Origin of the sequence: Mesorhizobium sp. B2-3-14, from assembly GCF_006442175.1 — a bacterium.
GTDB lineage: Bacteria > Pseudomonadota > Alphaproteobacteria > Rhizobiales > Rhizobiaceae > Mesorhizobium > Mesorhizobium australicum.
In genome coordinates, this window is the sequence record NZ_VFVP01000001.1 from 677,684 (window position 1) to 691,266 (window position 13,583).

The window sequence follows — 13,583 nt, forward strand, 5'->3', positions numbered from 1 at the left end:
GGCTCAGACCCTTTCGACGAGCTTTTGGCCGAACAGGCCGGAAGGACGGATCAGGAGGAAGACAAGCGCGACGACATAGGCGAACCAGCTCTCGATGCCGCCGCCGAAATAATCGCCGATATAGACCTCGGCGAGCTTCTCGCTGGCGCCGATCAGGAGCCCGCCGACAATGGCGCCAAGAATGGAATCGAAGCCGCCAAGCACCAGCACCGGCAGCGCCTTGAGCACCACCAGCGACAGCGAGAACTGCACCCCTAGGCGGGCGCCCCAGAGCAGCCCGGCGACCAGCGCGACCAGGCCGGCCGCCGCCCAGACGGTGGCCCAGATCAGTGGCAGACGCAGGCCAACCGCGAGTGCGGCGAACTGGTCGTCGGCGACGGCGCGGAAGGCGAGGCCGATGCGGGTGTAGCGGAAGAACAGCGACAGCAGGAGAACCATGCCGGCCGCGACCACCGCCGCAAAAATATCGAACTGGCTGATCAGCACGCCGCCGACTTCCAGCGGCACATCCTCGATGCCGAGGTCAAGACCATGGACCTGCGTGCCCCAGATCAGTTGGGCGGCGCCCTCGATGATGTAGGACAGTCCAAGCGTCGCCATGAACAGGGTGATCGGCGGCTTGTTGGTTAGCGGCCTCAGCACCGTGCGCTCGATGGCGATGCCGATCGCCACCATGATGGCGAACGTTGCCACCAACGCCAGTGCAAACGGAACACCGCGTTCGACAAGGCTGACGAAGGTAAGGGCGGCGAACAGCAGCATCGCGCCTTGGGCGAAGTTGAGCACGCCCGAGGTCTTGTAGATCAGCACGAAGCCGATCGCGACCAGCGAATACATGACGCCGGAGAGCAGCCCGCCGACGAGCACCTCGATGAAGAACTGATAGTCGAAGTCGGCGATCATATGCCCGCCCCGTCCTCATTGTCTGAGGCGACGCCCAGATAGGCATCGATGACGCGCTGGTCGTTGCGGACCTCGTCGGGTGTGCCGTCGGCAATCTTGCGGCCATGGTCGAGAACGGCGACACGGTCGGACAGGCCCATGACGACGCCGACATCGTGTTCGATCAGGACGACGGTGGTGGCAAAGCGGTCACGCGCGGCGCGCACGAAAGCAGCCATTTCGCTTTTCTCACCTGATGTCATGCCGGCCATCGGTTCGTCGAGCAGCAGCAGGCGCGGCTCCGCGACCAGCGCCCGGGCGAGTTCGACCCGCTTCCGCAGCCCGTAGGGCAGCGTGCCGGCAAGACGATCGCGCACGGCGGTGAGGTCGAGAAATTCGAGAATCTGATCGGCGCGGCTGCGTGTCTCACGTCGCTCGCCGCGCGATCGTCCGATGCCGAGCACCTGGCCGGCGAAGTTGGAACGGACCTTGTAGGCAAGGCCGGTGGCGACATTGTCGAGGACGCTCAGTCCCTTGAACAAAGCAAGGTTCTGGAAAGTCCGGGCGACGCCGAGATGCGCCAGCCGCTGCGTCGGCACCTGCGCATAGTCGATTCCGGCAAGCTGGACCTGGCCGCGATCCGGCCGGTAGACACCGCTGATGACATTGATCAGCGAGCTCTTGCCGGCGCCGTTCGGGCCGATAATGGCGCGGATTTCACCTGATCGAACAGACAGATCGATGTCGGCCAGCGCGACGACGCCGCCGAACGACAGGCCGATGGCCTGGAGTGAAAGCATCGGAGATGTGGCCACCGCAGTGCCTGTTACCGGTGCGGTATGACCTTCGGACGGCTGCAGCGCCGAGGGCAGGCCGCGCGCGAAAACTTCCGGCGCATAGACCGAGGCTTCCATCACGCCTATGGCATAGCTGGGCAACGGCATTCCAATCGTCCTCGATTTCGCCCGCAGGCGCACGAATTCTCGATGCCGCCCGAAAAGATCGAGCGCGCTTGAAAACCTTCATTCGGGTGCTGGCCGGATTACCCGGCCAGCCTTGGAGAGATGACTATTCCGCTGCCAGCGAAGCCGCCTGCCCGGCATCCTCCAGCTCGCGAACGAGCGGGATGACATGCTTGCCGAAATACTCGACCTCTTCCTGGAAATGCAGGAAGCCGAGCAGGATGAGATCGGCGCCGGCGCTCTTCAAATCGACGATGCGCTCGGCAACCTGTCTCGGTGTGCCGATCAGGTTGGAGCGAAAACCGTCATTGTACTGGACGAGGTCGTCGAAGGAGGACTTCGCCCAATTGCCCTCGCCTTCCGGCGAGGCCTTGCCGGCGTTCTTGACCTCGTGGCCGAAGGCGTTGACCGCTTCCGGATTGGCCCTGGCGATGATCTCGGCAAGCACCGCCTTGGCCTCGTGCTCGGTCTCGCGCACAATGGCGAAGGCGTTGACGCCGACCTTGACGGAATGATTGCTGGCCTTTGCCTTGGTCTTGAGATCATCGACCTGTTTGGCGATTTCGGCCGGCGTGTTGCCGTTGGTGAAATACCAGTCGGAGACGCGTGATGCCATGTCGCGTGCCGCGCGCGACGAGCCGCCCTGGAATATCTCGGGCAGCGGCCGCGGCGGCTTCGGTTTCAGCGAGTATTCGTTGAAGCGGTAGAAGTCGCCTCGGAAGGTGAAGCTGTCTTCAGTCCATATACCGCGCAGCGCACGGATGAATTCCTCGGAGCGACGGTAGCGCTCATCATGGTCGAGCCAATGCTCACCGATGGCGTGGAATTCGCCACGGAACCAGCCGGAGACGAGATTGATGGCGACACGGCCGTTGGTCAGGTAGCTGATGGTGGCAATCTGCTTGGCCGCCAGCGCGGGATTCCAAGGGCCGGGCAGGATCGCGGCGATCACCTTCAGCGTCGTGGTGGCGGCCAGCAGGTCATGGCTGAATGCCACCGATTCATGCTGCTCGTCGGCGCCGTAGCCGGCGGTGAAACGGATCTGGCTCAGCGCGTAGTCGAAACCGGCCTTTTCGGCGATCTGTGCCAGCTTGCGGTTGTACTCGGCTGAATGGCTGGTGCGCTGCTCGATGTCGGAGATCACCAGGCCGCCCGAAACATTGGGCACCCAGTAGGCGAATTTGACCGCTTCGGTTCCTGCATGTGCCATGAATTGTCTCCCAGTCAGGCTGTTGATCGGTCCAGCCGCAGCCAGATGTCGGTATTTATTATGTTTATGGAATTTATATACAAAGGAGGATTTTCCGTTTTTGGCGCACTTGCGGGACGGAAATACCAATTTTGCCCAGCCATGCCGGCTTGCGGTTGTCAGCCCGCGACCGCAACGCCCCCGGCATTGGGGCCAACCGCTCCGCCTGAAGAAGATGTGTCGAGCAGCCCCGCGATCTCGGCCGAGACCCTTTGGGCATGGCGAGCGACCTCCGGCAGGCCCATGAGTTCGCCAAAGGTGCCTCGCGCCAGCGGACCGGCGACGAAAAGCCCGGCAACCGCCTTGTCATCGCCACCGACGGCGCGACTATCGAGGCCGGTCTCGATACCGAGCCCGTATGCGTCCGCCCTGATCAGACTGGCCTCAGTCAGGGAACGCAGCGCCGGATTTGACTGGAGCGCCTGCCCATGGGCCGGCCCTGTCGTGTTGATGACGGCATCGAAGCTTGCCGTCTCGATGTGCGTCTGTCCGCGCCGTTGGAAGCTGACCGCGAGGCTGTCGCCCTCGTCGTTCGACGCGACAAGCCGGGCTGCAATGGTGTCGAATGTGCCGGCGGTCTGACGGCGGTCGAGCACGGAAGCCACCTGCGGTGCGATCCTGAAGCGATGCACGTCCCAAAACACGCGCAGCTGGCGGACCAGCCTTGCCCGCTCTGGCGGAGCGAGGGCGGACCACAGCACCGGCCCTTGCATGCGCAATTGGTCAAAGACCGACTGCCAGTTGACGTTGGCGGCTCGCGCCGCGGCCAGCGTGGCGCGAATGTTCTTCAGCAGGCCAAGTGCGGATGTGGCCGGCACCGACGCAAAGTCGCCGAAGGGCTCATGTCTGATATCCGGGTGGGCGCGCGAACGCAGTCCGCGGCGCGACAGCGCCAGGATGCGGCCGCGATGACCCCGGCGGTCAAGCTCGGCCACCATGTCGGCCGAGGTCAGTCCGGAGCCGACGATCAGGACCGACGCCTCCGGCCCGATCCCAGCGAGTGCCGACGGCGTGTAGGGATCGGCGATGAAGCCAGGTGCTTCAGCCAACAGGGCAAGTGCTGCCGGGATGGCCGGCAGAGGATGAGTCGCGGCGAGCACGACGATGTCGGCCGCGACAGGTCCGGCTAAGGTCTGTACGGTCCAGCCCGCGCCGTTGGCTCGAATTACCCGGGTGGCCTGAGCTTCGACATGACGGATAGCGCCCGAGTCGAGCCAAGGTGCGAGCTGCTCGGCGACATAGCGACCGAACACCCGCCGGCGCGGAAATACGTCGCCGTTCTTCCACAGCGCATCCGGGTCCCGCTCGATTTCGCCACTGCCCTCCAGCCAGCGCGCAAAATGCTGCTGGTCTTCGGGAACCATGCTCATCCGGACGGCCGGGACGTTGACGCGGTGCGACGGCTCATCGCTGGAATAGGCAAGACCGCCGCCGAGCGCGGAACGCGGTTCGATCACCGAGATCGACAGGCGCTCCGGCCCATGCGCCCGCGCAAGGTGCCAAGCGACCGCCGCGCCGGAAAAACCACCGCCGATTATGGCGACGCGCGATCGGCGGACCGGAGGCAGCGCGTTCACGAGGCGCTGGCGAGCGACTTCGGCCGATGGTCACCGGCAATGGTCTCGCCGAACGGCCCGGTATTGACCGACGACCCGGCCGACTTGACCGGATGATCGGTCGGCAGTTTCGGCAGCACCAGTTCGCCGAAGCGATAGGCTTCCTCCAGATGCGGGTAGCCGGACAGAATGAAGGTGTCGATGCCGAGGCGACGGTATTCATCGATGCGCTCGGCAATCGTATCCGGGTCGCCGACCAGTGCCGTTCCCGCACCGCCGCGCACCAGGCCGACGCCGGCCCATAGATTGGGCGCGATCTCGAGCTTGTCACGGTTGCCGCCATGCAGCGCGCTCATGCGCGCTTGGCCGACCGAATCCATGCGGCCGAACACTTTCTGCGCCGAAGCGATCGTCGCGTCGTCGAGCCGACTGATCAGGCTGTCGGCGGCGGCCCAGGCCCGTTCAATGGTTTCACGGGCGATGACATGCAGACGAATGCCGAAGGAGAGTTTGCGGCCGGCCTTGTCGGCCAGTTCGCGCACGACATCGAGCTTGCGTCCGACGTCGGCCGGGGGTTCGCCCCAGGTCAGATATTTGTCGATTTCCTGCGCCGCGACTGCCGATCCAGCATCCGATGAGCCACCGAAATAGAGCGGCGGATAGGGCGCCTGCACCGGCGGGAACAGCAACCTTCCGTCCTCGATGCGGAAATGCTTGCCCTGGTGCTCGACCGTCTCGCCGCTCAGCACCCGCTTGTAGATCCGGAGGAATTCCTGCGTCACCTCATAGCGCTCGGTATGCGAGAGAAAGATCCCTTCGCCCTTGTTTTCCAGCGGATCGCCGCCGGTGACGACATTGATCAACAGGCGGCCGTTGGAGATGCGGTCGAGCGTGGCTGTCATGCGCGCGGCAAGCGTCGGCGACTGCAAGCCGGGCCGCACGGCGACGAGGAAACGCAGCCGCTCTGTCAGTGGCGCCAGCGCCGAGGCAATCACCCAGGAATCCTCGCAGGCCCGGCCGGTCGGCAACAGCACGCCGTAATAGCCAAGCGTGTCGGCCGCTTTCGCCACTTGCGACAGATAGGGCAGATCGACGGCCCTGCCGCCCTCGGTCGTGCCGAGATAACGGCTGTCGCCATGCGTCGGCAGGAACCAGAGAACCTTGATGCGGTCGGGGACATCTTGGGTCATGCCTTGCCTCCTGTGGTTCGGTGGTAGCGGCCCGGCTCCGGCACGGTTGAGAGTAAACGCGGAAATGCTGGCATGGCGTGGTCCTGTGCAGGAAACAGATCGCCCATGCAGATTGCTTATTCTATAAATTCTGTAGAGTTAGTTTATTCTAAATCCGCGCACGCAATTGGAAATTCTTCCTCATGCCCGCCGCCTGGAAGCGGAGAGGACCGGCTCGACCGCGTTGACGTTGTCCTTGCGCCGCCTTGGAAAGGGTCGGCGGCCTCCTTCCAGGCGTCGAGTGAATTGGCCCCCCCCCATTGTCGACAGGGACGCCTCCGCATTGGGTGCATTCCAATTTACGTTCCAATATACTCCGATCATTTCTGGTGAACGAACGCTACGGATTTGCCATGGACCTTGACCCTTCGACCCTCAATCGGGCTTTGCCGTTGCGCGATCAGATCTATCAGAAGATCCGCAACCTGATTGTCGTCGGACAGATGAAGCCAGGGGAGGTGATCAACGAGGTGGCCATCGCCGAAGCGCTCGGCGTTTCGCGCACCCCGGTGCGGGAAGCGGTGAAGCGCATCAGCGACGAAGGCCTGGTCAATATCCTGGCGCAGACCGGCACCTATGTCGCGCCGATCAGCCGCGCCGACCTCGAGGAGGCCTACGTCATCCGGCGGGCGCTGGAAATGGAGAGCGCCAGGCGCGCGGCCATCAAGCTCACGCCGGCATCCGCCGAATTGCTGGAGGACAATATGGCGGCGCACAAGCTCGCCATCGCGCGCGGCCGATATGCCACCGCGATCCAACTCGACGATGTCTTTCATCGCACCATCGCCGAAATCTGCGGCCTGCCGATGATCTGGCGAGCGGTCGACATCTCCAAGGCGCAGATGGACCGCGGCCGCTATCTCGCCATTCCAAAGCCCGGCTATGGCGAACAGACGATCGAGCAGCACGAAACCATTCTCGATGCCCTGAAGCGGCACGATGCCGAGGGCGCCGCACAAGCGATGGAACACCACCTCGAAACCTCGTTCCGCAACACGCTCGAAGTCGCCGCGGACCTTCTCGGCTGAAGCCTTCTCGGCGTCTAGCAGCGCTGCGGCCCCCGGGACGCTTGACGTCAACGCTTAATTAGCTTTCCAAGCGGGCGCAGTCGTTTGCCAAGCCCGCGCATGAAGCGTAAGATCAGCCATCGGCCGCCGTTTGTCCGGATGCAGCCGACAGTAAGAGGGTACATGCTCTTGCCCGATAGGGAGAAGAGCCATGCCTCAATCCACCTTTCGCAACCATGTTCTGAAAACCCTCACGCCTGAGGATTTCGGGCTTTTACGGCCGTCGATGCATCACGTCGAACTGGCCATCAAAGCCCGACTGGAGATCGCGCATCAGCCGATCGAGCATGTCTATTTTCCCGAAACCGGTATCGCGTCGGTGGTCGCCGCCATGACCGGAGGGCGGCAAAGCGAAGTCGGCATCATCGGCCGCGACGGCATGACCGGGGTAGCGGTCGTTCTCGGCCAGGACCGATCTCCCAATGAAACCTATATTCAAGTCGCCAGCAACGGCTGGTGTCTGCCGGTTGAACGTCTGCGCATTGCGATTGCCGAGAGCCAGACCCTTCGCCCGTCGCTGCTTCGCTACGCCCACGCATTCCTGATCCAGTCGTCGCGGACGGCGTTGGTCAACGGCCATTCCAAAATCGAGGAACGGCTCGCCCGCTGGTTGCTGATGGTCAACGATCGCGCTGAAGGAGATATCATCTACCTGACGCATGAATTTCTGGCGACCATGCTTGGCTCCAGGCGCCCGGGCGTTACCACCGCCCTCCAAATGCTCGAATATCGGGGGCTGGTTCATGCCAAGCGCGGCGAGATCACGATCGTCGACCGTACCGGAATGATAAAACTCACGGATGGTGCCTATGGCGAGGAGGAGCAACAGCACTTCAGCGCAGGGGCTGGCTGATTGTCTGGAACCGGACATAGGCTTGAAGACCACCGAAGTCCTGCCGTAAACCATGTTGGTCAGGGTTCAGGGAGGAATTCTCGATGACCAACTCTTTTCACTCCATCACGGTTGAAAGAGCCGCCGAAGCCTATGTTCTTTCCAGGGGCAAGGCACGCTTTCTCTCCATTGCGCAGGCAATACGCGCCATCCGAACACTCATACCCGCATGCAGGGCTACCGACGGCGAGTTGGAGGAGTTGCTGGCGACCGCATCCCTCGTTCACGGCGTACCCGTGGCGTTCGACACAAACTCGGCCGATGGCGTAGCGCCGCAACTCCATTCGTAGGGGGCGGAGATGCCTGCGCTCGCGCAGACGCCTACCCTGTCGGACGTTCGCCAAGCGATTGTCCGCTGCCTGATCGACACCGTCGACAGGCCGTGCATTTCGATATCCGAGGTGAGCCACGAGGTGAGGAGAATGTTCCCGCTTTGCGAACTCACGGATTGGGAACTTGGCGATCTCATTGCGCGAAGCGCGATCGACGCGGGATTTGCCGTCGAGTTCGGCGCTGACGTTCCGTGATCGCGCAAATCAGGGATCGCCAATGGTTGAACAGGGCGGAGATGTCCCGCCGAAACAAAGCGTTTCCTTGCCCTGGAAGGTAACTGGTGGAGCCAATCGGGATCGAACCGACGACCTCTTGAATGCCATTCAAGCGCTCTCCCAACTGAGCTATGGCCCCACTCCCGGCAGTCAGCCGGCGCCGTTTCCGGCGAGAGATCGGCGCGGGTTGGAAGACCGCGCCGTTAGTGCAGGCGGCTTCTAACCCCGCCATTCCCAGATATCAAGCCTTCATCGGCGGCTTTTTCTTCACAGGGCGTGAAAGCCGGCAAACGCTCACGTTCGAAGCCTTTGTCAGACTTCGTCGTCGTCGTCGCCGACGCCGATCATGTCGGAAACGTCGTCGTCTTCTTCCTCTTCGTCGGCAAGGAAGGTGTCATCCTCGTCGTCGCCGAGGTCGACGTCATCCTCGTCGTCACCGAGATCGGGAAGATCGTCGCTCTTGGCGTCGTCTTCCGCCTCTTCGAGCGAGACGACCTCGACGCCCTCTTCCTCCTCGGCGTCCACTTCCTTCTCGGCCACTTCCTCTTCCTCCTCGATGGCGGCGATCTTGCCTTCCTCGAAATAGGAGCGCGGATAGGTCTTGCCCGTATAGGGCGAGACGATCGGGTCTTTGTTCAGGTCGTAGAATTTCCGGCCCGTTTCCGGGTCGATGCGTTTTGTGCCAAGTTCGGTTTTTGCCACGGCAAGCCTCGTCGATAAAAGAGTGGTCCCCTTAACCACAGTTTGCAGCGCTGTCAAAGCGAAAAGCCGGCGTCACAAAACCAAGCACTGAAAGGCCTCGCGCCAAGTGACGAGCATGGGGATGACCATTTCGTCCCGCCGTGATACGAGACCGCCGCAACAAATGAAAAGCGTCGGCACGCCGGCAATCCGTCCAGGGAAATTCCATGTCTCACGCCGCTGCTGCCAAGCCGGCCACTGCCCGCAAGTCACCAGCCCTTTCCGGCACGGCCCGCGTGCCGGGCGACAAGTCGATCTCGCACCGCTCGTTCATGTTCGGCGGGCTCGCCTCCGGCGAAACTCGCATCACCGGCCTGCTCGAGGGCGAGGATGTGATGCGCACGGGCGCGGCCATGAAGGCGATGGGCGCGCATATCGAGAAACGCGGTGCCGAGTGGGTGATCCGCGGCACCGGCAACGGCGCGCTGCTGCAGCCGGAAGGTCCGCTCGATTTCGGCAATGCCGGCACTGGCTCGCGGCTGACCATGGGGCTCGTCGGCACCTACGACATGGAGACGACCTTCATCGGTGACGCCTCGCTGTCGGGCCGGCCGATGGGTCGCGTGCTCGAACCGCTGCGCCAGATGGGCGTGCAGGTGCTCAAAGCCACGCCCGGCGACCGCATGCCGATCACGCTGCATGGGCCGAAGCACGCCGCCCCGATCACCTACCGCGTGCCGATGGCCTCGGCGCAGGTGAAGTCGGCGGTGCTGCTGGCCGGGTTGAACACGCCAGGCATCACCACCGTCATCGAACCTGTCATGACGCGCGACCACACGGAAAAGATGCTCAAGGGATTTGGCGCCAACCTGTCGGTCGAGACCGACGAGCGCGGCGTGCGCCACATCTTCATCGAAGGCCAGGGCAAGCTGACCGGCCAGACCATCGCCGTGCCGGGCGACCCGTCCTCGGCCGGCTTCCCGCTGGTGGCGGCGCTGATCGTGCCGGGTTCGGACATCACGATCGAAAACGTGCTGATGAACCCGACCCGCACCGGGTTGCTTCTCACGCTGCAGGAAATGGGCGGCCAGATCGACATCTTGAACCCGCGCAATGCCGGCGGCGAGGATGTCGCGGACCTGCGCGTTCGTTACTCCGAGCTGAAAGGCGTCGCCGTGCCGCCCGAGCGGGCGCCGTCGATGATCGACGAATACCCGGTGCTGGCCGTTGCCGCCAGCTTCGCCGAGGGCGAGACGCTGATGCAGGGGCTGGAGGAACTTCGGGTGAAGGAATCCGACCGGCTGTCGGCGGTCGCCAACGGGCTGAAGCTCAACGGCGTCGACTGCACCGAGGGCGAAGCTTCGCTTGCCGTGCGCGGCAAACCAGGCGGCAGGGGATTGGGCGGCCACCCCAACGGCCGGGATACGACGGTGCAGACCCATCTCGACCACCGCATCGCCATGAGCTTTCTGGTGATGGGATTGGCAACGGAAAAGCCTGTCACCATCGATGACGCCGCCATGATCGCGACGAGCTTCCCCGAGTTCATGGATTTGATGACGGGGCTGGGCGCGGAGATCGAGCGATAGTGGCAATCGCAAACCTTGGGGATTGGCTGGCGACATCCCGTGCTTCGTCATCCTGGGGCGAAGCAAGGAGCGCAGCGACGCGGCGCAGACCCCAGGATCCATGCCATGACCTCAACGCCCCGCAACGTTGCAAAATTCTGATCCGCAGCGTTCTTTGGCTGACGTCACGGCATGGATCCCAGGGTCTTCGCTCCGCTTCGCGTTCGCTACGCCCTAGGATGACGAAGTCGCGGGGGCCTATTTCCATGCGTAAGGCGTCTGCCCGCCAATGACCCACCCCTTCACCATCGCCATCGACGGACCGGCCGGCGCGGGCAAAGGCACGCTCGCCCGCCGTCTCGCCGATCACTACCGCCTCAACCTGCTCGACACCGGCCTGACCTATCGCGCCGTCGCCCATGCGCTGCTGCGGCTGGGCCTACCGCTCGACAATGTCTCGGCGGCAGAAACCGCCGCCCGCCAGGTCGATCTGGCAAAGCTCGACCGCGCGGTTCTCTCGGCGCATGCGGTTGGGGAGGCCGCCTCGAAGGTCGCGGTTTTCCCTACGGTGCGGCGCATCCTGGTCGAAAAGCAGCGCGACTTCGCAAGGACGCCGCCGGGCGCGGTGCTGGACGGGCGCGACATCGGCACGGTCGTGTGCCCCGACGCCGACATAAAACTCTATGTGACGGCAAGTGCCGAGGTGCGCGCCAAGCGCCGGCTGGCTGAGATCGAAAGCATCGGCGGCACCGCCGATTTCGCCGAAATCCTTGCCGATATCCAGCGTCGCGACGAGCGCGACATGGGCCGGGCGGACTCGCCGCTGAAGCCGGCGGCCGACGCGCACTTGCTTGATACCAGCGAAATGGCTATAGAAGCCGCGTTTCTCGCGGCCATGTCCGTCATCGACGACGTGCTGGCCAAGAGAAACAAGGCCTGATCCGGGTTTCATGCTGCTTCCGGTTGCCGGAGGCGAAGAAAATACCCATATCGGGCACGAACCAGCCTGCCTGCATTCTTCATGCGCCGGAATTGCCGCTTGAAAAGCGGCCCAGGGCTTTTGCAGCCCGGAACGCCGGCAGGCCAACGCAACGCTAACCCACGGCGCCCGCCCCGCGAAAAATGCGGGGTACTCCAGGAGAAACAATGTCTGCTGCAAATCCCACTCGCGATGATTTCGCGAGCCTGCTCGAAGAATCATTTACCACCGGTCATTCCGGCGAAGGCCAAGTCGTCAAGGGCACGATTCTGGCGATCGAAAAAGACATGGCCATCATCGATGTCGGCCTCAAGGTCGAAGGCCGTGTGCCGCTGAAGGAATTCGGCGTCAAGGGCAAGGACTCGACGCTCAAGGTCGGCGATACGGTCGAAGTCATGGTCGAGCGCATCGAAAATGCGCTGGGCGAGGCCGTGCTGTCGCGCGACAAGGCGCGCCGCGAGGAGAGCTGGGTCAAGCTCGAAGAGAAGTTCACCAAGGGTGAGCGCGTCGAAGGCGTCATCTTCAACCAGGTCAAGGGCGGCTTCACCGTCGACCTCGACGGCGCCGTGGCCTTCCTGCCGCGCAGCCAGGTCGATATTCGCCCGATCCGCGACGTCTCCCCGCTGATGCACAACCCGCAGCCCTTCGAGATCCTCAAGATGGATCGCCGCCGCGGCAACATCGTCGTGTCGCGCCGTACCGTGCTTGAGGAGAGCCGCGCCGAACAGCGTTCGGAAATCGTGCAGAACCTCGAGGAAGGCCAGGTTGTCGAAGGCGTCGTCAAGAACATCACCGATTACGGTGCGTTCGTCGACCTCGGCGGCATCGACGGCCTGCTGCATGTCACCGACATGGCATGGCGCCGCGTCAACCATCCGACCGAAATCCTCAACATCGGTCAGACGGTCAAGGTGCAGATCATCCGCATCAACCAGGAAACCCACCGCATCTCGCTCGGCATGAAGCAGCTCGAGAGCGATCCGTGGTCCGAGATCGGCACCAAGTTCCCGATCGGCAAGAAGATCAAGGGCACCGTCACCAACATCACCGACTACGGCGCGTTCGTCGAGCTGGAGCCGGGCATCGAGGGCCTTATCCACGTTTCGGAAATGTCGTGGACCAAGAAGAACGTGCATCCCGGCAAAATCCTGTCGACAACGCAGGAAGTCGACGTGGTGGTGCTCGAAGTCGATCCGGCCAAGCGCCGCATCTCGCTCGGCCTCAAGCAGACGCTCGAGAATCCGTGGCAGGCTTTCGCCTCGAGCCATCCGGTCGGCAGCCAGGTCGAGGGCGAGGTCAAGAACAAGACCGAGTTCGGCCTGTTCATCGGCCTCGAAGGCGACGTGGACGGCATGGTGCACCTGTCCGACCTCGACTGGACCCGTCCGGGCGAGCAGGTCATCGAAGAGTACAATCGCGGCGACATGGTCAAGGCGCAGGTGCTCGACGTCGACATCGACAAGGAGCGCATCTCGCTCGGCATCAAGCAGCTGGCCAAGGACACGGTCGGCGAAGCCGCGACGTCAGGCGAACTGCGCAAGAACGCCGTCGTTACCTGCGAAGTCATCGGCGTCAAGGATGGCGGTCTGGAAGTGCGGCTGGTCGACAGCGGCATCGAGACCTTCATCAAGCGCTCCGACCTCAGCCGCGATCGCGACGAGCAGCGCCCCGAGCGCTTCACGGTCGGCCAGAAGGTCGACGCCCGCGTCATCGCCTTCGACAAGAAGACCCGCAAGCTGCAGGTCTCGATCAAGGCGCTGGAAATCGCCGAAGAGAAGGAAGCCGTCGCGCAGTACGGCTCGACCGACTCCGGCGCTTCGCTGGGCGACATCCTGGGTGCCGCGCTGAAGAAGCAGGGCAACTAAGGATTAACCGCTTGCCGCACGATTTTCGTGCGGCTTGAACAAAGACCCCGCCGGAGCAATCCGGCGGGGTCTTTCTTTACGGCAAGATAAACTTCCTCGCGTATT

13 protein-coding genes and 1 tRNA gene are annotated in these 13,583 nt (G+C 63.2%); 7 read left to right on the top strand and 7 right to left on the bottom strand.

The features are described from left to right. Positions 1 to 3: 3 nt before the first annotated feature. The 5 genes from FJ950_RS03085 to ssuD all read right to left on the bottom strand — a co-directional run bounded on the left by FJ950_RS03085 (position 4) and on the right by ssuD (position 5,839). Positions 4 to 903, bottom strand: a complete 900-nt coding sequence (locus tag FJ950_RS03085; protein ID WP_015314248.1) for a branched-chain amino acid ABC transporter permease — start codon at positions 901 to 903, stop codon at positions 4 to 6. Then, entirely contained in the window at positions 900 to 1,826 is a 927-nt protein-coding gene (locus tag FJ950_RS03090; RefSeq protein WP_015314249.1) for an ABC transporter ATP-binding protein, read from the bottom strand. Before FJ950_RS03090 ends, FJ950_RS03085 begins: the two co-directional genes overlap by 4 nt. A 124-nt stretch (positions 1,827 to 1,950) precedes the next feature. Continuing rightward, entirely contained in the window at positions 1,951 to 3,054 is a 1,104-nt protein-coding gene (gene sfnG / locus FJ950_RS03095; protein ID WP_140614967.1) for a dimethylsulfone monooxygenase SfnG, read from the bottom strand. Positions 3,055 to 3,212: 158 nt separating this feature from the next. Beyond that, positions 3,213 to 4,670, bottom strand: a complete 1,458-nt coding sequence (locus FJ950_RS03100; protein ID WP_140614969.1) for an FAD/NAD(P)-binding protein — start codon at positions 4,668 to 4,670, stop codon at positions 3,213 to 3,215. After that, positions 4,667 to 5,839, bottom strand: coding sequence for an FMNH2-dependent alkanesulfonate monooxygenase (gene ssuD / locus FJ950_RS03105; RefSeq protein WP_140614971.1), 1,173 nt, complete (start codon positions 5,837 to 5,839; stop codon positions 4,667 to 4,669). Before ssuD ends, FJ950_RS03100 begins: the two co-directional genes overlap by 4 nt. Before the next feature lie 392 nt (positions 5,840 to 6,231). Between ssuD and FJ950_RS03110 the strand changes: the two genes are divergently transcribed. The 4 genes from FJ950_RS03110 to FJ950_RS03125 all read left to right on the top strand — a co-directional run bounded on the left by FJ950_RS03110 (position 6,232) and on the right by FJ950_RS03125 (position 8,364). Continuing rightward, complete coding sequence (locus tag FJ950_RS03110) at positions 6,232 to 6,906, top strand: GntR family transcriptional regulator (RefSeq protein WP_140614973.1); 675 nt, start codon at positions 6,232 to 6,234, stop codon at positions 6,904 to 6,906. 190 nt (positions 6,907 to 7,096) lie between these two features. Continuing rightward, the gene (locus FJ950_RS03115) at positions 7,097 to 7,798 is read left to right on the top strand and encodes a Crp/Fnr family transcriptional regulator (RefSeq protein ID WP_015314253.1); all 702 of its coding nucleotides are present in this window, start codon (positions 7,097 to 7,099) and stop codon (positions 7,796 to 7,798) included. Between the two features lie 83 nt (positions 7,799 to 7,881). Then, positions 7,882 to 8,127: a hypothetical protein gene (locus tag FJ950_RS03120; RefSeq protein WP_015314254.1), complete on the top strand. Its 246-nt coding sequence runs from the start codon at positions 7,882 to 7,884 to the stop codon at positions 8,125 to 8,127. Positions 8,128 to 8,136: 9 nt separating this feature from the next. Continuing rightward, positions 8,137 to 8,364, top strand: a complete 228-nt coding sequence (locus FJ950_RS03125) for a hypothetical protein (protein ID WP_015314255.1) — start codon at positions 8,137 to 8,139, stop codon at positions 8,362 to 8,364. 84 nt (positions 8,365 to 8,448) lie between these two features. On the opposite strand, the gene FJ950_RS03130 is transcribed toward FJ950_RS03125, so the two are convergent. Continuing rightward, positions 8,449 to 8,524: transfer RNA gene (locus FJ950_RS03130), tRNA-Ala, on the bottom strand. Positions 8,525 to 8,697: 173 nt separating this feature from the next. After that, positions 8,698 to 9,087 (bottom strand): TIGR02300 family protein, encoded by a 390-nt coding sequence (locus FJ950_RS03135; RefSeq protein WP_140614975.1) that lies wholly within the window; start codon positions 9,085 to 9,087, stop codon positions 8,698 to 8,700. 206 nt (positions 9,088 to 9,293) lie between these two features. Between FJ950_RS03135 and aroA the strand changes: the two genes are divergently transcribed. The 3 genes from aroA to rpsA all read left to right on the top strand — a co-directional run bounded on the left by aroA (position 9,294) and on the right by rpsA (position 13,478). Beyond that, entirely contained in the window at positions 9,294 to 10,655 is a 1,362-nt protein-coding gene (aroA, locus tag FJ950_RS03140; RefSeq protein WP_140614977.1) for a 3-phosphoshikimate 1-carboxyvinyltransferase, read from the top strand. Positions 10,656 to 10,923: 268 nt separating this feature from the next. Further along, a complete protein-coding gene (gene cmk / locus FJ950_RS03145) occupies positions 10,924 to 11,574 on the top strand; it encodes a (d)CMP kinase (RefSeq protein ID WP_140614979.1) in 651 nt (216 codons plus the stop codon). Positions 11,575 to 11,780: 206 nt separating this feature from the next. Continuing rightward, complete coding sequence (gene rpsA / locus FJ950_RS03150; protein ID WP_015314259.1) at positions 11,781 to 13,478, top strand: 30S ribosomal protein S1; 1,698 nt, start codon at positions 11,781 to 11,783, stop codon at positions 13,476 to 13,478. Positions 13,479 to 13,583: the final 105 nt, after the last annotated feature.